Annotated in this window: 16 protein-coding genes; 9 read left to right on the top strand and 7 right to left on the bottom strand. The window is 70.3% G+C overall.

From position 1 onward, the window contains the following. A partial coding sequence (locus JHD21_RS08745; protein WP_365695730.1) for a hypothetical protein occupies positions 1-278 on the bottom strand: 278 nt, incomplete at its 3' end. A gap of 274 nt (positions 279-552) precedes the next feature. On the opposite strand from JHD21_RS08745, the gene JHD21_RS08750 reads away from it, so the two are divergent. From JHD21_RS08750 to JHD21_RS08760, 3 genes are read left to right on the top strand one after another with little or no spacing between them, the layout of a single operon-like run. Beyond that, complete coding sequence (locus JHD21_RS08750) at positions 553-1,188, top strand: hypothetical protein (RefSeq protein ID WP_292673586.1); 636 nt, start codon at positions 553-555, stop codon at positions 1,186-1,188. Beyond that, entirely contained in the window at positions 1,185-2,111 is a 927-nt protein-coding gene (locus JHD21_RS08755) for an LCP family protein (protein ID WP_292673588.1), read from the top strand. Before JHD21_RS08750 ends, JHD21_RS08755 begins: the two co-directional genes overlap by 4 nt. A 40-nt stretch (positions 2,112-2,151) precedes the next feature. Then, entirely contained in the window at positions 2,152-2,736 is a 585-nt protein-coding gene (locus JHD21_RS08760) for a sulfotransferase family 2 domain-containing protein (protein WP_292673590.1), read from the top strand. A 68-nt stretch (positions 2,737-2,804) separates the two neighbouring features. On the opposite strand, the gene JHD21_RS08765 is transcribed toward JHD21_RS08760, so the two are convergent. After that, on the bottom strand, positions 2,805-4,187 hold the full coding sequence (locus tag JHD21_RS08765) for a choice-of-anchor P family protein (RefSeq protein ID WP_292673592.1): 1,383 nt from the start codon (positions 4,185-4,187) through the stop codon (positions 2,805-2,807). Positions 4,188-4,326: 139 nt separating this feature from the next. Between JHD21_RS08765 and JHD21_RS08770 the strand changes: the two genes are divergently transcribed. Together JHD21_RS08770 and JHD21_RS08775 are read left to right on the top strand one after the other, a co-directional pair. Next, positions 4,327-6,408: an acyltransferase family protein gene (locus tag JHD21_RS08770; protein WP_292673594.1), complete on the top strand. Its 2,082-nt coding sequence runs from the start codon at positions 4,327-4,329 to the stop codon at positions 6,406-6,408. A gap of 47 nt (positions 6,409-6,455) precedes the next feature. Further along, the gene (locus tag JHD21_RS08775; protein WP_292673596.1) at positions 6,456-7,508 is read left to right on the top strand and encodes a histidine kinase; all 1,053 of its coding nucleotides are present in this window, start codon (positions 6,456-6,458) and stop codon (positions 7,506-7,508) included. 10 nt (positions 7,509-7,518) lie between these two features. Here JHD21_RS08775 and JHD21_RS08780 read toward each other — a convergent pair whose 3' ends face one another. The 3 genes from JHD21_RS08780 to JHD21_RS08790 all read right to left on the bottom strand — a co-directional run bounded on the left by JHD21_RS08780 (position 7,519) and on the right by JHD21_RS08790 (position 10,096). Further along, complete coding sequence (locus JHD21_RS08780) at positions 7,519-8,502, bottom strand: nitroreductase family protein (RefSeq protein WP_292673597.1); 984 nt, start codon at positions 8,500-8,502, stop codon at positions 7,519-7,521. Positions 8,503-8,592: 90 nt separating this feature from the next. Beyond that, on the bottom strand, positions 8,593-9,303 hold the full coding sequence (locus tag JHD21_RS08785; RefSeq protein WP_292673601.1) for a GAF and ANTAR domain-containing protein: 711 nt from the start codon (positions 9,301-9,303) through the stop codon (positions 8,593-8,595). Between the two features lie 55 nt (positions 9,304-9,358). After that, a complete protein-coding gene (locus JHD21_RS08790) occupies positions 9,359-10,096 on the bottom strand; it encodes a GAF and ANTAR domain-containing protein (RefSeq protein WP_292673603.1) in 738 nt (245 codons plus the stop codon). Between the two features lie 186 nt (positions 10,097-10,282). Here JHD21_RS08790 and JHD21_RS08795 point away from each other — a divergent pair, with 186 nt between their 5' ends. From JHD21_RS08795 to JHD21_RS08810, 4 genes are all read left to right on the top strand, one after another. Then, on the top strand, positions 10,283-11,539 hold the full coding sequence (locus tag JHD21_RS08795) for a GAF domain-containing sensor histidine kinase (protein WP_292673606.1): 1,257 nt from the start codon (positions 10,283-10,285) through the stop codon (positions 11,537-11,539). A gap of 133 nt (positions 11,540-11,672) precedes the next feature. Further along, positions 11,673-12,935, top strand: coding sequence for an FAD/NAD(P)-binding oxidoreductase (locus JHD21_RS08800; RefSeq protein ID WP_292673608.1), 1,263 nt, complete (start codon positions 11,673-11,675; stop codon positions 12,933-12,935). 2 nt (positions 12,936-12,937) lie between these two features. Then, entirely contained in the window at positions 12,938-13,252 is a 315-nt protein-coding gene (locus JHD21_RS08805; protein ID WP_292673610.1) for a TusE/DsrC/DsvC family sulfur relay protein, read from the top strand. Positions 13,253-13,265: 13 nt separating this feature from the next. Continuing rightward, a complete protein-coding gene (locus JHD21_RS08810; RefSeq protein WP_292673612.1) occupies positions 13,266-13,781 on the top strand; it encodes a DsrE/DsrF/DrsH-like family protein in 516 nt (171 codons plus the stop codon). Positions 13,782-13,854: 73 nt separating this feature from the next. On the opposite strand, the gene JHD21_RS08815 is transcribed toward JHD21_RS08810, so the two are convergent. Next, positions 13,855-15,435, bottom strand: coding sequence for an ATP-binding protein (locus JHD21_RS08815; RefSeq protein ID WP_292673615.1), 1,581 nt, complete (start codon positions 15,433-15,435; stop codon positions 13,855-13,857). Beyond that, positions 15,432-18,875 (bottom strand): response regulator, encoded by a 3,444-nt coding sequence (locus JHD21_RS08820; protein ID WP_292673618.1) that lies wholly within the window; start codon positions 18,873-18,875, stop codon positions 15,432-15,434. The genes JHD21_RS08815 and JHD21_RS08820 overlap by 4 nt, the downstream gene beginning before the upstream one ends. Between the last annotated feature and the right edge of the window lie 316 nt (positions 18,876-19,191).

Here is a 19,191-nt window from a genome sequence, read left to right on the forward strand (position 1 = left end):
GGGGTGGGGTCCTTGTGCTCGGCCTCGACGGTCTTCTGCTCGGTCTGCGGCGCGGGCTTCTGCTCGGTCTGCTGCGCGGGCTTCGGCTCGGCTGCCTTGGCCTCGGCGGGCACGACCTCGGCGGGCTTCGCCGGGGCGGCCGCGTCCCCTGAGCCGTTGCCGGACCCGTTGCCGGAGAAGTAGGCGGCCCACGTAGGCTCCACGGAGCTCGGATCCTGCTGGAAGCGGTCGTGCATCTCCTCGACCAGCCACTCGTTGGCGCCGAACTCCTCGGGAATCGCCGGGGACGTGCTGGTGGATGGGTTGCCTGACTGCGGCACGGGTGGTTTCGCCTCTTCCGTTGGAGATGCTCGACAGGATGTTCAGCAGTGTTCGACAGGGGTGCGGGTCCCGCGCCCCGGTGATCCAGGCTAGTCCTCCCACCCACACAATTGCAGCGGGTGGGCTACCCACGAACCGAGGTGTCGTCAGGCAGGCTGGTGTCGACGACGTACCTGAGCCCGACGAGTGCCTACGAGGGATTGAAGACTTCGGCAGACATGGTTGACCACGATGGCTGAACACAAGCTGAACCACGACCGGGTCCGGAGCAGGTTGCTCCGGCCTGTCGCTGTCCTGGGCGCGGTCATCGTGACCTCGGTCGCCTTCGTCGGGGGGTGCAGCGACGACGACGCCCCTGCCCCGCCCGCGGCGCAGCAACCCAGCGATTCGGCGACGTCGTCGACCCCGGAGACGCGACCGGTCACGACCAAGGCGACGGTCGGGCGCGTGATCGGCAGGCTGGGTGACACGCAGAAGGACCGCATGAAGGCGGAGGTGTCCGCCCTGGTCGACGAGTTCTTCGACAACGCCTACCTGGGCGAGTTCCCCCGCACCTCCTTCGACAAGGCGTACGCCTCCTTCACCGCCGGAGCCCGGGACGACGCCGTCCGCGACGCGGACCTGCTCAGCAACACCGAGATCGCCGAGCAGATCGACACGGCCACCAGCACCAAGCGGCGGGTCGCCCTGGACGTGCTGTCGGTCAAGGGCAAGCCTCAGGGAGTCACGGCCCGGTTCACCCTGGACTTCGAGACTGCGGGGGAGCTCGAACGAACCGACCGGGTCAAGGGGTACCTGCTGCTGGCCGACGAGGGTGAGGGCTGGCGCGTGTTCGGCTACTCGGTGATCAGGAGCGTGATCGCATGACCGGCAGCACCCCCCGGACCCGCCGGTTCCGCCGGTGGCTGACCCCGGTGCTCCTGGGCCTGGTCCTCGCGGTCGCCACGCTCACCGTGCCCGACTCGACCGTCCGGCCGGCCGACATGACGCTGGTCGAGGTCGACCGGGCGACGTCGGTCGACGTCAACCCCGACGTGCTGTGGATCCTCGCCGTGGGCTCCGACGCCCGGCCCGGCGAGGAGATGACGCGCACTCGCGGCGACGCCCTCCAGCTGGTCGGCATCAACACCAGGACCGGTGCGGCGACCGCCATCGGGATCCCTCGCGACTCCTACGTGCCCATCCCCGGCGTCGGCAGCGACCGGGTCAACGCCGCGATGTACTACGGCGGCCCGCAGCTGCTGGGCGAGACCGTCGGCAACCTGGTCGGCGTCCAGCCGGAGTACGTCTTCGTGACCGGGTTCAAGACCTTCCAGAAGATGGTCACCAGCATCGGGGGCTTCTACGTCCACAACCCGGTGGCGTTCAGCGACTCCTCCCTCAAGCCGTCGGGGTTCAAGAAGGGCAAGATCCGGCTCGGCGGCTACACCTCGCTCGCGTTCGCACGGTCGCGGAAGGCTCTTCTCGGGGGCGACTTCGACCGCTCCGCCAACCAGCAGCGGATCCTGCGTGGCATCCACCACAAGATCCGCCAGAAGGCGGGCACGCGCGGCTTCCTCGAGCGTGGGGTGCTCAGCGCGATGGCCAACATGGAGACCAACGTGTCCCCGGCGGTGCTCTACCGGATCGCGCACGCCATCACCACGCTCCGGGCCCGGAAGTTCACGACCTGCGTCGTTCAGGGCGCGATCGGCAACGTGGGCGGCGCCAGTGTCGTCCTGCCGTACGTCGACCAGGCCCGTCGCTACGGTGACGAGGCCCGCGACGACGCGACCCTCGAGCGATGCTGACCCGGGGCCCGGCCGGGATGACCGAGGTGACTCGCCGGTGATGGCGATGGCGCACGCCGGCTTCGTCTTCCTGTCCATGCCCAAGGCCGGCTCGACCGCTCTCCAACGGCACTTCAGCCGGCATGCCCAGATCCTGTTCCGCCAGCCTCCGGGGATGAAGCACATGTCCGCGGCGACGTTCGAGAACGTGATGGCGCCCTGGCTGGAGCGCTACGGGCATCCGCGCTCGAGCTACGAGACCGTGTGCCTGGCCCGGCATCCGGTCGACCGGGCCATGTCGTGGTGGCGCTACCGCTCCCGACCGGAGGCCTCGGCGGAGAAGTCCACCGGTGACACGACGTTCGCGCAGTTCGCCGAGGGGCTGGTGACGGGGGAGGTGCCTCTCGGCACGGGGTGGAACTTCGTGACGAGCATGGACGGCAGGGTCCTGGTCGACCGCATCTACCGTTACGAGCACCTCGCCGAGGCCGCCGGCTGGATGGCCGAGCGGCTGGACATCGCGCCGCCGGAGCTCGACCCCACCAACGTGTCGCCGACCCGGGAGACCGAGGTCGACCCGGGCGTCCGGGCCATGCTCGAGACGCACTATGCCGACGACGTGCGGCTCTGGGAGTCGGCTCTCTAGCCCGGTCCCGGACGACAGCAGCCGGGCGCCCCCGAAGGGACGCCCGGCCGCTGGTGAGCGAGGTCAGGTCACTTGAAGAAGATGCGACCCGCCGCCTGTCCGAGGGTGAGGACGACGTTCTCCTCGAACAACGTGATCTGCAGCGCGCGGACCTCGGTGCCGTAGAAGTCGTCGTTCTGCACGACCTGGTAGCGGATGATGCCGCCGTCGAAGGCGTGGCTCTGACCCGGTGCCAGGCTGATCGGCGTGCCGGCGACGCTGAGCGAGCCGATCGACGTCGACACGCTCCGCTTGACCTTCTTGTTGAGGCCCTTGCTCTTCATGTTGACCCGCGAGAGCAGGTTGGAGATCTCGATCTGCGCGGCCGGGATCGACACCGCGCCGATCTCGCTCTGGACCCAGCCCTTGGCCTTGCCCTTGGGCTGCTGCTTGCCCATCCAGGAGTACTTGACGCCCGACAGGTTGACCAGGCCGAGCACCGAGGCGGCGCCGACCGACTTGGACTTGACCTTGCCGTCGGTGCCGCTGCAGGGGATGTTCTGCGAGCTCACGCCGCCGAACTGCACGAGGTCGCCGATCCGCAGGTCGAGGGCGGACATCGTGGAGCGGAAGACGCCGGACTCGACGCCGTCGGTGATCTTGCTGGTCGCCCGACCGAGCTGCAGGACCGTCTTCGAGCCGTCCTGGGGGTTGTCGATCTGGACCTTCAGCGCGTACGCGTTGGACTCGGCGTTGTGGTCGGTGGCCTTGCCCGTCGTGCGGCCGAGGGCGAGCGTGCCCAGCCCCGGGATCTCGAGAGTGCCGACGCTCTCCAGCAGGTCGATGATCTGGTTGACGGTCTGGGTGACCGGCAGGTTGTCCTGGATGATGTCGAGCAGGTCCTGGACCTCGGGCGGGATCGGCCCGCCCTCGGGGATCTCGAGGGAGATGTCGCCGAAGCCGAAGCTCTCGGCGTGACCGAACTTGCCCTGGCCGCCGTTCGCGGAGGTGTCGTTCCACGAGTCGGCGATCGACTTGAGGCCCTCGATCTTGAGGACCGGGGTCGAGACCGGGGTGCCGAGCACGTCGACGGTGCCGCCGAGCTTGATGTCGGCGATCACGTTGGTGCCGCGGACGCCGTACCGGTCGCCCTCGCGGTAGGTGAGCGTCCTGCTGGTGCTCGGAGAGATCCGGATCAGGTCGTTGCCGATCGGGAGCAGGTTGTCGGTGCTCAGGGCCGACCCCTTGACTGTCTCGCCGCGGAGCATCCGGGTGCACTTCTGCACGGCGAGGGCGTCCTTGAGGTTGCGGAGCTCGACACCGTTGACGACGACCTTCGTGCCGAAGACGTTGGCCTTGTAGCCGAACTTCGTGATCGCGCCGGCCTTCGCCGCGCTCTGACCCGGCGTCGCCACGGCAGCGGCGTTCGAGGCGACCCCGCCTGCCAGGGCCGCGGCGCACGCAGCTGACACTGCGATCGCCTTCCTGAGACTTCTGTTCACGTTGCCTGCCTTCTCTCCGGAGTGCTCTTGGACACAACAACGGGTCAGCCGTTGCGGGGTTACTAGTCCTTTCGGACCCTTTCGCATAGCCCGTCCGTACCCTGTGCGGGTGCATCGCGGCTTCCGGCAGGATATCCAGGGACTCCGCGCCCTGGCCGTGCTGCTGGTGGCGCTCGACCACGCACGGATCGGGCCCTTCACCGGAGGGTTCGTGGGCGTCGACGTCTTCTTCGTGATCTCGGGCTTCCTCATCACCTCGCTGCTCGTCCGGGAGGCGGAGAAGGAGGGCCGGGTCTCGCTCGTCGGGTTCTACGCGCGCCGGGCCCGCCGGATCCTGCCGGCGGCGACGGTGGTCCTCCTCGCGACGGTCGCCGGCTCGGTGGCGCTGCTGAGTGCCGTGGAGGCGAGCCGTGCCGTCGAGGACGCGGTCTGGGCGACGTTCTTCGCGGCCAACATCAAGCTGACCATCGACGGCACCGACTACTTCCAGGCGGAGGCCGCCCCGTCGCCCCTTCAGCACTACTGGTCGCTCGCGGTGGAGGAGCAGTTCTACCTGGTGTGGCCGCTCCTGGTGCTGCTGCTGTGCCTGCTCGTCGTGCGGGCCCACCGGCCGATCCGCGACGTCGCGGTGCCCGTGCTCACCGTGATCGTGGCCGCGTCGTTCACGTGGTCGGTCGTCCAGACCGGCAGCGACACCGTGGCGGCGTACTTCTCGCCGTTCACGCGGGCCTGGGAGCTCGCCCTCGGTGCGCTGGCGGCGTGCCTGGCGCCGCGGCTGGCGAAGCTCAGGCCCGACCTGCTCGCCGCCGTCTCCTGGCTGGGTCTCGGCATGGTGGTGCTCGCCGCGCTCCGGTTCGACGAGTCGACGCTCTTCCCCGGGTACGCCGCCGCACTGCCGGTCGTCGGGTCGGCGCTCCTCCTGGTGGGTGGGCTGGGGGCGGCCTCCTGGGGTCCGCAGGCCGGGCTGTCGCTGCCGCCCGTTCGGGTCATCGGCGACTGGTCGTACTCGCTCTACCTCTGGCACTGGCCGCTGCTGATCATGGCCGGGGCGGTCTGGGGCGAGCCGTCGGGCCTGTACGGCATCGCGGTGATCGCGGTCGCGACCGCGCTGTCCGGCCTCACGTACGCCTTCGTCGAGCAGCCGTTCCGCAGGGCCGGGTTCGTGACGAGGCACAACCTGCGCGGGGTGCTGCTCTATCCCGCGGTCGTGGTGCTGACCCTGCCGCTGCTCGCCGGCGCGGACCGGGTCGTGGAGCAGCAGGCGACCGGCGGCGGCCCCGCCATCACGGTCACCAGCTACGGGCAGGAGGAGGGCGACCCGGAGCCGGACTTCAGCGACGACCCGGTCGTCGCGCTCGTCGAGGCCTCGGTGCTTGCCGCCCAGAACGGCTACGAGGTCCCGGGCGACCTCAAGCCCCGGATCCTGGACCTCGAGGAGGACCGGCCGGACGTGGGGGAGTGCGAGTACTTCGACATCAACGAGGACCGCCCGCTCTGCCCGCGCGGCGACCCGGACGGCGACAAGACGCTGATCCTGATCGGTGACTCGCACGCGCGGCAGTGGATCCCCGCGCTCGACGAGCTCGGCAGGCGCTTCGGCTACGAGGCGTACTTCCTGGTCCGTGAGGGGTGTCCGTCGTCCGACGTGACACCGTGGCTCAACAACGGGACCGGTCCCGCCGAGCTGTGCGAGGCGTTCCAGGACTGGGCGGTCGAGCAGGTCGAGGAGCTGCGGCCCGAGGTCGTCGTCCTGGGCTCGCAGGCCAACTCCCAGGGCTTCGAGGGCCCTGACGGGGAGAGGGTCACGGACCTCGACGAGCGCGTCGAGATGTACGGCGCCGGGATGACCAGCCAGGTCGAGCGGCTCGAGCCGCACGCGGGACGCGTCATCCTCATCGGCGACCCCCCCGACCTGACGTTCGACCCCGGCACGTGTCTCGACGACCGCGACCTCGGGAAGTGCCTGTCCGACGGCAACCCCACCGGCATCCGCTTCGCCGAGTCCCTGCGGGACGGTGCCCTGGCCGCAGGGGCCGAGTTCGTGGACACCACGCGGTGGTTCTGTGCGTACGGCAAGTGCCCGACCGTGATCGGCGACTACATCGCGCGCCGGGACAGGGCGCACGTCAGCGTCAGCTACGCGGAGTACCTGACCGACGAGCTCGAGGAGCAGCTCCGGCTCGGCCCATGAGCCGTCACTGCCTTGTCAGTGGCGCGACCGGCACCGCACTATGACGCATGGTCGACCAACGGGGCGCCGGCCCGGACGCCTCCCCGGCTGCCGACCCGGCCGACGACCGGGCCGTCGATCTGGTGACCGCCATGGACCGGGTGGGTGACGGGTTCCTCCTGCTGGACCGCGACTGGCGGGTCAGGTTCGTCAACGCGGCCGCGCTGCGGCTGCTGGGGCGAGCGGGCGGCGACCTGCTCAGCAAGAACGTCTGGGCGGAGTTCCCGACCGCCGTCGACTCGACCTTCGACCTCCGCTACCGGGAGGCCCTGGCGACGCAGAGCGTCGTGGAGTTCGAGGAGTACTTCGAGGAGCTGGACTGCTGGTTCTCGATCCGGGCCTACCCGTCGCCGGACGACCTGACGCTGGTGTTCCGCGACGTCACGCGCCTCCACGACCTCCTCGCGGAGCGGCGGGCCCTCCTCGACCGGCTGCTGGAGGCCGAGGACCGCGAGCGGTCCCGGATCGCGAGCGGGATCCACGACGACACCGCCCAGGCGCTCGTCGCCATGGCGCTGCGCCTGGACCTGCTCCGAGCCCACCTGGACACCACGGACCCGAACGTGTCACGACCCCTCGCCGAGCTCGGCGAGCTGGTCACCTCCGCGACGACGGGACTGCGCACCCTGTTGTTCAGCCTGGAGCCCACCGATCCCCACGCGCCGATCGCCGAGTCCCTTCGTCGGCACGCCGCCCACCTCTTCCACGACTCGCACACCGGCTGGTCCGTGGACGACGTCGACGACGGACCTGAGCTGCCCCAGGCCGAACGCAGCCAGGCGCTGCGGATCGCCAAGGAGGCCCTGAACAACGCCCACGCCCACTCCCGGGCCTCCCAGGTGGTCGTCACGGTCAGCGGGCACCGGGACGGGGTGGAGATCGTCGTCGCCGACGACGGGGTCGCGGTGGACCCGGCGGCCTTCGTGTCGGCCCCTGGACACCGTGGCCTGGCGACCATGCAGGACCGCGCGGCCGCCGTGGGCGGCCGGTGCACGCTCGAGCCGTCCGGCACGCACGGCTGCACGGTGCGGATCGTGGTCCCGCGTGCGGCGCCGGCCTGACGGCCGACGGTCAGCGGCCCCTCTGCGCGAGTACGTCGGCGACCGGGCGCCGGAGAGAGCCCGCCCCCGTGCTGGCCCGGCCGACGCGGAGGAGCAGCTGCGGGTGGGTGTCGCCCCCGAGCCGGGTGCGCAGCCGGTCGCGCAGGACCGGCACCTCGATCGGCTGGTTGAGGAACGACGCGCCCAGGCCCTCGGCGGTGGCGCGCAGGAGGAGCAGGGCGACCGCCTGCCCGGCCGACAGCCAGTCCGCGGGCGCGTCGCCCGCGGTGGAGAGGACCAGCAGTGCCGGCGACGCTTGGGCGAGGCGTTGGTCCTTCGTCGCCTGGCGGCCGCCGGTGTCGAACGTCGCCACGATCGTCGGCGCCACCAGTGACGTCACCGCCCCGAGCCCCATGGCGTCGCCGCGGATCCCGTCCCGGCGTCGGGTGTGGTTCGGGCGCATCCAGGCGGCGAGCTCCCGGCGGAACGCGGAGTCGCCGAACTGGACCCGGTCGCCCTCACCGACCAGCGTCACGATGTCCTGCCGCTCCTCGCCGGTGACCACCGTCAGGTCGGCTCCGGCCGACTCCGCCTCGGTCCGGAGCAGGGCCAGGCTCCGCGGCGCGACGGGACCGGCGGCGAACTCGGCACGGTGGGTCCTGCGGGTCTCGATCGCCTGGAACAGCTCCCGGTCGCCTGCGTCCGGGGTGTGCCGGCCGCCCCCCGCGACGATGGCGAGCAGGTCGGCATCGCCCGGGTCGGGGAACGTGGACACCTCTGCGTCGTGCCCGAGTCCTCGGAGCGCGACGCACAGGTGGGCCAGGGCGGCCCCGCAGCTCATCACCAGCTCTCTCCCGTCGGGGTCCACCACGGGAAGTGCTCGGCTGCGATCGGCGTACACGCGGAGCCGTCCGTCCTCCGCAGCCCGGAAGAGCCACGGCTGGGTGTTGTGGCTCGACGGTGCCCTGACGGCATAGGGGAGGAGCTCGTCCCACCTGGGTCGTCGGGTGCCCACCGACCCAGGCTCGTCGAGCGCGGGGGGTCGACGTCAGGGCCGAACGACCCGTGCGGCGGGGTCACCGGGCCCGTCGGCGCCCGCCGGCGGTCAGCCTCCCGAGGTGTCGAGGTCGTCGACGACGGCAGCGGCCACGTCGTGGAGCCTGCGCCCTGTCGACCGGGCCATCGTCCGGATGAGGTCGAACGCCTGGGACGTCGTGATGCCCTGGGCGCGCGCCAGCGCACCCTTCGCCTGCTCGATCACGATGCGGCTGGTGAGTGCGTTCTGCAGCTGGGTCGCGATCAGCTCGGCCTCGTGCCGGAGCCGCTCGTGGATGATCGCGATGGTCGCGACGTCGGCCAGTGCCTGCACGACGCGGACCTCGTCGGAGTGGAACCGGGTGCTGTCGGTACCGAAGATGTTGAGGGCCCCGATCGTCTGGGTCCGCACCCGCATGGGGAAGGCATGGACCGACTGGAAGCCCATGGCCCGTGCCGCCGGCGCGAACCTGGGCCACCTGTCCCCGGCCTCACCGAGGTCGGCGTTGACCACCTGCCACCCGTTGGTGATGGCGTCCAGGCAGGGACCGTCGTCGTTCTGGATCTGGAGCAGCTCGAGCAGCTTGCCGTCCTCGTTGCTCGACGCCATGTACCGGACCCGGTCGTGGTGGTCGGTCAGGACGAGCCCGACCGCGGCTGCGCCGCTGACCACGGCGGCCTTGGCCGCGAGGGCGTGCAGGAACTCCACGAGGTCGAAGTCGTCGACGAGGGTGTCGGTCACTTCCACGAAGAAGTCCAGGAGCTGGCTCTGCGGGATCATGGGCGGGGTCCGTTTCTCTCGTGCTCGCTGACGGCGCTGCCGTGCACCTGCGTCCTCACGGGGGGTCCCTGGTCAGCACGAGCTCGCCCTCGAGGATCTGCTCGGCGACACCCTCCAGGTCCTGGCCGGTGGCGAACGCGTGCGCCCGCATCCGGGCGAGCGCCTCGGGCAGGTGCACACCCAGCGCCACCATCAACATCCCCTGGGCCTGGTAGATGTGCCCGTGGGTCTGCAACGCCGAGTGCAGGCCCGGGTCCAGGTCCTCGCTCGTGGGCGAGCAGGAGCTGTCGATCAGGAGCTCGGTGGCCAGGTCCGCGAAGACCAGCGCGCTCCTCAGGTCCTCGTACGTCGGTCCTGACCCGCGTTTCCAGTAGAGGCTGAGGGATCCGAGCCTGGCCGCCCCCACGCAGAGCGGGAGCGAGGCCACGGACGACACGCCGGAGGACTCCGCCTCCTGGGTGAACTCCGGCCAGCGCGAGCCGGCACCCTGGAGGCGCGGGACCACCACCGGCTCACCGGTCACGAAGGCCCGGTGCGTGGGGCCCTCGCCGGCGTCGAACTGCCGCTCCTCGGTGCGCCGGACCTGCTCGCCGGACGCGGCCAGCACCGAGTGGCTGGTCTCGTCCGGGACCAAGGTCACCGTGGCACCGGCGAGGTCGAGGTCGTGGGTCACGGCTCGACAGAGCCGCTGGAGGGTCTCGGCGAGGCCAGGGGTGCCGTCCCGCGGCTCGAGGTCGACGAGCGCGACCGCGCGCTGCCGTGGTGCAGGTCCTGAGTCGGTCCGGCGTGCCATGTGACCACACCCCTCGGTGGACATGGGAAAGGGCGATCCACGCCGGGGTCCAGGACGAGTGATGTGGCCGGATCGTACCTCGGCCGGTCCCGCTCCGCGATGGACGACGCGCAGGCTCCGGCGCGTGTACGGTGAGATTCTTCCGCCCGGACCCGCGGTGTCGACGTCGAGCCTGCGGGGGGCACCATGGATGAGCGCAAGTTGTCCGAGGTGCTGGCGGAGTTCGCCCGGACGCTGGCGACGGACTTCCCGATCCAGGGGATCCTGGACCACCTGGTCGACCGCATCGTCGATGTCATGCCGATCGACGCGGCCGGTGTCACCCTGATCTCTCCGAGCTCGGAGCTGCGCTACATCGCCTCCTCCGACGATTCGGCCCTGCGGTTCGAGCGGCTCCAGTCCGAGCTGGGGGAGGGTCCCTGCCTCGCGGCGCACGCGACCGATGGGCCGATCTGCATCCCGGACCTTGCCGAGGACGGGCGCTTCCCCAGGTTCGCGGCGAGGGCTCTCGAGGAAGGCCTGGTCGCCGTGTTCACGTTTCCCCTCCGAGACGGGGAGCACGGGCTGGGCGCGTTGGATCTCTACCGGAAGTCCGCCGGTCCGCTTGCTGACACCGCGCTGGCGGGCGCCCAGACGCTCGCGGACGTGACATCGGCGTACCTGCTGAACGCCCAGGCCCGGGCCAACCTCGAGCGGATCTCGAAGACCGAGCACGGTGCCCTGGAGTCCCTGCGGGTGATCGACCGGACCAAGACGGAGTTCCTCGCGACGGTCATCCACGAGCTGCGCACGCCGATGACGAGCATCACGGGCTACACCAAGCTGCTCCAGGACGGCGATGCAGGACGCCTCAACCCGGTGCAGGAGCGTCTAGTCGACGCGATCGACCGCAACGGCCGCCGGCTCGCGGTCCTGGCGGACGACCTGCTGACCCTCGCCAGGCTCGAGGAGGGCGTGGCTCTCGAGGAGCACAGGGACGTCGACCTCGTGGCCGTCGTCCGCGCCGCCGAGTCGTCACTCGAGGAGCTGGTCACCGCCCGGAACCTGGCGGTGGCCTTCGAGGTGCCCAGCACGCCGGTTCACGTCAGCGGCGATGCCCGGCACCTCGAGCGGCTGGTCTCCAACCTGATCACCAACGCCGTGAAGTTCACCGACGACGGCGGCCGGGTGCGCTGCCTCCTGCGGACGCAGGGCGCGCGCGCCTGCCTGGAGGTCAGTGACACCGGGATCGGCATCCCCGCCGGGGAGCAGGCCGAGCTGTTCACCAGGTTCTTCCGCGGAGCCACCGCGCTCCAGCACGAGATCCAGGGGTCCGGGCTGGGGCTCAACATCATCCAGTCGATCGTGCACAACCACGGGGGCGAGATCTCCCTGGTCTCGGCCCCGGGCGAAGGCACGACGGTGACCATCACGCTGCCGCTGCTGCCGGGCCGCGCCGACTGATCGCGGCGCTGTAAATAACCCCCCGAGGGGATAGGGCCGAGGGCCCGCTCCGAGGGGACCTTGTCCCCTCACCCCGCCTGCTCCGGGCGCCCTAGCGTCGATGCAGGACGACAGGCGGAACGAGGCGAGTGCCATGACCAGGAGGCTGCTGGTGCTGGGTGCCGGGACGGCCGGCACCATGATCGTCAACAAGCTGCGTCGCAAGCTGCCCGGCGACGAGTGGGACATCACGGTCGTCGACCGCGACGACGTGCATCCCTACCAGCCGGGCTACCTGTTTCTTCCCTTCGGGATCTACGACGAGAACCAGCTCACCAAGCCACGCCACGACTTCGTCCCGGACGGCGTCGAGCTGCTCCTGGGAGAGATCGACCGGGTCGACACCGAGACCGACACGGTGCGGCTGGTCGACGGACGGACGCTGGACTACGACTACCTGGTCATCGCGACCGGCACGTCTCCGCGACCGGACCAGACACCGGGGATGCTCGGCCCCGAGTGGCGTCGCAGCGTCTTCGACTTCTACAGCCTCGAGGGCGCCGGCGCGTTGGCTCGGGCGCTCGCCGACTTCGACCACGGGCGGCTGGTCGTGCACGTCACCGACATGCCGATCAAGTGCCCCGTCGCGCCGCTCGAGTTCACCTTCCTGGCCGAGGCGTGGCTGCGCGAGCAGGGCCTGCGCGACCGGGTCGAGCTGGTCTTCGTCACGCCGCTGCCGGGAGCGTTCACCAAGCCGGTCGCCTCGGAGCACCTCGGCAACCTGCTGGACGAACGCAAGGTCGCCGTCGAGAGCGACTTCCTGGTCGAGAGCATCGACAACGAGCGCAAGTGCCTGGTCTCCTACGACGAGCGCGAGGTGCCGTTCGACCTGCTGGTCACGGTCCCGCTCAACATGGGCGCGGACTTCGTCGAGAGGTCCGGGCTGGGCGACGAGCTCAACTACGTTCCGGTGGACAAGCACACGCTGCTCAGCAGAGCCCACGACAACGTCTTCGCCGTCGGTGACGCCTCCGACATCCCGACCTCCAAGGCGGGCTCGGTCGCGCACTTCTCGGTGGAGATCTTCGTCGACAACTTCCTGGCCCACGTCGAGGGACGGCCGATGACCGGGTCGTTCGACGGCCACGCCAACTGCTTCATCGAGTCCGGTGACAAGAAGGCCCTGCTCATCGACTTCAACTACGACACCGAGCCGCTCACCGGCACCTACCCGGTGCCCTACCTCGGGCCCCTCGGGCTGCTGAAGGAGACCCGCGCCAACCACCTCGGGAAGCTGGCGTTCCGGTGGGTCTACTGGAACGTCCTGCTCCCGGGCCGCCCGATCCCGCTGCCCGCCCACATGTCGATGGCCGGCAAGCACCCGGCCGGCGACACCAGCACCACCGTGAAGGAGTGACCATGACCATCGCCACGCTCGCGGGGCACGAGTTCCACGTCAACGAGGAGGGCTTCATGACCGTGCCCGCCGAGTGGGACGAGGAGCTCGGCGCCGCTCTCGCCGCCCAGATCGGCCTCGAGATGACCGACGCGCACTGGGAGGTCATCCGGTTCCTCCGCGCCGACTTCGCCGAGACCGGGGAGACCGCGACCCTGCGGCGCGTGGGAGCCCGCAGTGGCGTGCCGGTCAAGCAGCTGTTCGCGCTGTTCCCGCAGAAGCCCGCCAAGAAGATGGCGTACGTCGCCGGGCTGCCCAAGCCGCACGGCTGCGTCTGACCGAGGAGATGCCATGACCACCACCGACACCGCACCGGCCCCCGTGCCGAGCTTCGACGACCCCGGGACCGAGGGCCGCAAGCTGGCCATCATCTGCTCCAAGGGCAACCTCGACATGGCCTACCCGGGCCTGATCCTCGCCAACGCCGCCCTGGGTGAAGGGGTGGAGACGCACCTGTTCTTCACCTTCTGGGGATTCGACATGATCACCAGGTCGACCATGGGCGACCTGAAGTTCACCATGCTGGGCAACACCGCGACCCACATGCCGCAGGGGCTGGGCGGTCTGCCCGGGATGACCGCGCTGGCCACGTCGAAGATGAAGAAGGCGATCGCCGACCTCGACGTGCCCGAGGTGCCGGAGTTCCTCGAGCAGATCGTCGCCTCCGGCGGTCACCTGTGGGCCTGTCGGCTCTCGGCCGACATGAACCACCTGACCGAGGAGGACCTCCACGAGGAGGTCGAGGGCATCATCAGCGCCAGCGACTTCATCGAGCTGACGAACGGGGCCCAGCTGCTCTTCATCTGACCCGACCCATCAGGGTCGCCACGAGTGTCCAGCCGGACGGAAAGCCGAGCGCGCCGTTCGGCTGGGCTTCGAGTCAGGCGTTCGTGACCGCTGGGACCACGCCGATGGTGAACCAGAAGGTGCTGCCCGCACCCACCTCGCTGGTGACGCCGACCTGTCCGCCCATCAGCCCGGTGAGCTGGCTGCTGATGGCCAGGCCGAGACCGGTGCCCCCGTGCTCGCGCGTGATGGAGGTGTCCGCCTGGGTGAACGGGTCGAAGATCATCGCGATCTTGTCGGCGGCGATGCCGACGCCGGTGTCGGAGACCTCGAAGCGGAGGACCGGGTGCGGCCCGTCAGCGAGGTCGGCGGAGACGTGCACCACGACGCCCCCGCTCTTGGTGAACTTGATGGCGTTGCCGACCAGGTTGGTCAGCACCTGCCGCAGCCGGTTGGCGTCGCCGCGCACCGCTGCCGGGATCGAGGTCTCGTAGTCGACGTCCAGCTGGAGGCCCTTGGTCCGGGCCGCGTGCGCCAGCAGGTCCACCACCTCGGCGACGACCGAGCGGGGGTCGAACTCGAGCTGGTCGACGTGCAGCCGCCCCGCCTCGATCTTGGAGAAGTCGAGGATGGCGTCGACCACGTTCATCAGGGCCACTCCCGACCTGCTCAGCGTCTCCACGAAACCGCGCTGGTCGGCATCGAGCTCGGTCTCGCGCAGCAGCTCGGTCCAGCCGATGACCCCGCTCAGCGGCGTCCGGATCTCGTGGCTCATGTTCGCCAGGAAGTCCGACTTGAGCAGGAGCGCCTCGTCGGCGGTGTCGCGGGCCCGCACCAGCGCCTCCTCCGCCTCGGCCTCGGCGGTGATGTCGGCCAGGGTGCCCACCCAACCCGCCGGCCGGCCGTCCTCGAGAAGCGGCCTGGCCGTGAGCACCGCGACGCGCGGCGGTCCCGACGCGGGCGTGATCGTGAGCCGCGCCGAGATCTCCTTGCCGACCGGCTGGCCTCCCTCGGTGGCCGCGTCCGCCCCAGCCAGGTGCGCGGCGCCCAGGGCGCCGTCCCACTCGGTGCCGAGCGCGGCCTCACGGGTCACTCCGGTGATCTCGCTCCAGCGCAGGTTCGTGTACGTGTAGCGGTTCTCGGTGTCGGTCTGGAAGATGCCGATCGGGGCGGCGTCGGTGAGCAGCCTCAGCTGCTGCGCCGTGACCTGCAGGTCACGCGCCTTGGCGGCCTCGGCCTGGGCCTGGAGGTAGAGGTTCGCCAGTGCCGACACCTTGGCCCGCAGCTCCTCGGGGTTGATCGGGGCGGTCAGGAAGTCGACCGCTCCGGCCGCGTAGCGGTCGCCGTCGACCTCGTCGGGCGCGTACGCCGTCACGAAGATGATCGGCGTGAGCTCGGTCTTCGCCCGCTGCCGGATCAGCGCTGCCGTCTCGTAGCCGTTCATGACCGGCATCCGGACGTCGAGCAGGATGACGGCGATGTCATCGGCCATCACACAGCGCAGGCCCTCCACACCCGAGTCCGCCTCGATCACCGTGAAGCCCAACGGCTCGAGCGCGGCCCTGAGCGCGAGCCGCTTCGCGCGGTCGTCGTCGATGATCAGGATGGGAGCCGCCCGCACGGGCTCCTCGCGGCGCGGACCCGGGGCCAGGTGGAAGGAGGTCGTGAGGCTCATCGGGCTGCCACGGCCGCGTGCTGCGGCAACCAGGGCGCCAGCGCGGTCAACAGGTCGGCCGTGTGGACCGGTTTGGGCAGGTAGTCGTCCGCCCCCGACTCGAGGCACCGCTCCCGTTCGCCGGCCGCGGCCTTGCCGGTGACGGCGACGATCGGCAGGGCGTCGAAGCCGCCCGTTGCCCTGATGGCCCGGATCGTGTCGTAGCCGTCCATGACCGGCATCATGATGTCCATCAGCACGAGGTCGATGTCCGGCGTGCGCTCCAGGGCGGCGAGGGCCTCGGCGCCGCTCTCCGCGGCCGTGACCGTGGCGCCACCGCGTTCGAGGACCGCCGTCATCGCGAAGATGTTGCGGAAGTCGTCGTCGACCACCAGCACGCTCAGGCCCCTGAGCGCACCGTCGATCACGACCGGGGGCGGAGCGAGTGGCAGCCAGGGCCTCAGCGCGGAGAACAGCTCGGCCGGGTCCACCGGCTTGGGGACGTAGGCGTCGGCACCGGCGTCCACGCAGCGTTTGCGCTCACCCGCCGTGACCTTGCCGGTGACCGCGACGACACGGACATGCGGGAACGTGCCGTTGTCGCGGATGGCCCGGATGGTGTCGTAGCCGTCCATGACGGGCATGTTGATGTCCACCAGGACGAAGCCGACGTCGGGCTGGCGCTCCAGGTTCGCGATGACGTCCAGGCCGGACTCCACGAGGGTCGGCAGCGCGCCGGCCCCTTCCAGTAGCGCGCTGATCGCGAAGAGGCTCCGCGGTTCGTCGTCGACCACCAGGAACCGCACGCCGCGGACCGACCGGTCGCCCAGCTCGAGTGCCCCTGGGGTGGTCCGATCCTCGGGCGACAGGACCGGCGTGACCACGGCGGCGCTCTGCTCGGCCCGCGGAGCGGCGACCGGCTCGAGACGGCCGGCCCCGTGGCCGGCCCCGAGGCCGTCCTCGCGCGGTCGCGGCGTGACCGGCGCGGGGACCGACCCCGCGGCACCGGGCGGCACGGTCGGCAGGTGGACCGTGAAGGTGCTGCCCCCGCCGGGGACGCTCACCACGTCGACGCTGCCGTGGAGCAGGACCACGAGCTCCCTGCTGATCGAGAGACCGAGGCCGGTGCCGCCGTACAGGCGAGACGTGGTGCCGTCCCCTTGGGCGAACGCCTCGAAGATCCGGGTCTGCTGCTCGTCGTCGATCCCGATGCCCGTGTCGCTGACCGCGATGGCCAGCATCGGGTCCGCGGCTCGCCCGGGGTTCCGCGAGGCGGCCTGGTCGGGGTCCGGTCCGATCGACACGCTGACAGCGCCGCGCTCGGTGAACTTGAAGGCGTTGGCGATCAGGTTCTTGAGGATCTGCCGCAGGCGCTGCGAGTCGGTGGTGATGCTGCCCGGACAGCCCGGGGCGAGGTCGATGGTGAACTCCAGACCCTGCTGCTGGGCCACCGGGCCGAACTCACGCAGCAACGCGGACCGCAGCTGCTCCAGGACGACCAGGTCGTTGGCCGCGACGACGGTGCCGGACTCGACCTTGGCCAGGTCGAGGATGCTGTTGAGGAGCTCCAGGAGCTCGTTCCCCGACGAGTGGATGACGCTTGCGTACTCGACCTGGGTGTCGGTCAGGTTGCGCTCGGGGTTCTCCTCGAGCTGCTGCGCGAGGATCAGCAGGCTGTTCAGCGGGGTCCGCAGCTCGTGCGACATGTTGGCGATGAACTCGGACTTGTACTTCGACGAGACCGCGAGCTGGTTGACCTTCTCCTCGATGAGACGCCGTGACTCCTCCACCTCGAGGTTCTTCTGCTCGGCCACGACGTTCTGCTCCGCGAGCAGCCCGGCCTGGCGGGCGAGGTCCGCGTTGGACCCGCGCAGCTCCTCCTGCTGGGAGCGCAGCTCCTCGGCCTGTGACTGCGACTGCTTGAGCAGCACCTCGGTCAGTGCCGCCGCCTGGATCGTGTTGAGCACGATCCCGAGGCTCTCGGTGATCGAGTCGAGGAACGCCTGGTGGGTGACGCTGAACGGCGAGAACGACGCCAGCTCGACGACGGCGCGCAGCGTGCCTTCGAACATGACCGGAAGGACGATGATGTTCAGCGGCACTGCCTCGCCGAGTCCGGAGTTGATCCGGACGTAGTCGCCCGGGACGTCGGTGAGCAGGATGCGCTTCTTCTCCTTGGCGCACTGGCCGACGAGGCCCTCACCCAGCCGGAACGTGGTGGAGAGGTGCTTGCGCTCCTCGTAGCCGTAGCCGGCCTGCATCTCGAGCAGCGGCGCCTCGCCGCGGCCGCCGGGCGTGGTCATCGTGTAGATGACGCCGTGCTGGGCGGAGACGAGGGTCGCGAGCTCGGACAGGATCATGCTCGAGACCTCGGTCAGGTCGTCCTGGCCCTGGAGCATGCGGGTGAACCGCTCGCGGTTGGTCTTCAGCCAGTCCTGCTCGACGTTCTGCTCGGTCGTCTCGCGCAGGTTGCGGATCATCTCGTTGAGCTTGTCCTTCAGGACGGCGACCTCGCCGCTGGCCTCCACCCGCACCTGCCGGGTCAGGTCGCCCTCGGTCACGGCGGTCGCCACCTCGGCGATCGCCCGCACCTGGTTGGTCAGGTTGGCCGCCAGCTGGTTCACGTTGTCGGTGAGGTCCTTCCAGACCCCGGCGACCTCGTTCGACTGGGCCTGACCCCCCATCCGGCCCTCGACCCCCACCTCGCGGGCCACGCGCGTGACCTCGCCGGAGAAGGTCTTGAGCTGGTCGACCATGGTGTTGACGGTGTTCTTCAGCTCGAGGAACTCGCCCTTGGCGTCGATCGAGATCTTCTTGCTGAGGTCACCGTTGGCCACCGCCGTGGTCACCTCGGCGATGTTGCGCACCTGGCCGGTGAGGTTGCCGGCCATCAGGTTGACGTTGTCGGTCAGGTCCCGCCACACGCCGCCGACCTCGGTGGTGAACGCGGCGGCCTGCCCGAGCTTGCCCTCGGTCCCGACCTCCCGGGCGACCCGCGAGACCTCGGAGATCAGGCCGTTGAGCTGGTCGACCATGGCGTTGATCGTGTTCTTGAGCTCCAGCATCTCGCCGCCGACCTCCGCGGAGACCTTCTTGCTCAGGTCGCCGTCGGCCACCGCTCCGATGACCCGCTGCATCTCGCTCGTGGGCCGCACCAGGGCGTCGATGAGCCCGTTGACGGACTCGAGGCCTCCCGACCAGCTCCGCGTCCACCCGCCCAGGACGGCCCGCTGGGAGAGCCGGCCCTGGGTCCCCACGACCTCGCTGATCCGGGCGAGCTCCTGCTCGAGGGCCTCGTTGGCGGTGATGACGTCGTTGAGGGCGTCGGCCGCCTTGCCGGCCACGCCCGTCCAGTCCAGAGGCATCCGAGCGCTGAAGTCGCCGCTCCTGACCTGGGTGAGCACGCTCAGCAGGACCGTCGCGTCGACGCAGTCGACGGGAGTGACCAGTGGATCGGGCATCGCTGCTCCCAGGTGCGCGTGGTCGCGCGGGCCGGCTGGACCGGGACCCACCAGGGCGGGGGAGACTCCGGGAAGAAGGGCGGAAACCGTCACCGAGTCGGACCGGACGTCGTCCCGAGTCACAGTAGACACTCGCGGCTCAGCACATCGGCGAACGGCGAAAGCGGCGGCGGTGTACACCGGCCGGACCGCAGTGAAGCGCCCCCGGAAGGATTCGAACCTTCGCTCCCGCCTCGCCCTGAGGAGCAGAGCGGCGGTGCGCACCGGCCGGACCGCAGTGAAGCGCCCCCGGAAGGATTCGAACCTTCGCTCCCGC

This window comes from Nocardioides sp. (genome assembly GCF_016462705.1).
Classification (GTDB): domain Bacteria; phylum Actinomycetota; class Actinomycetes; order Propionibacteriales; family Nocardioidaceae; genus Nocardioides.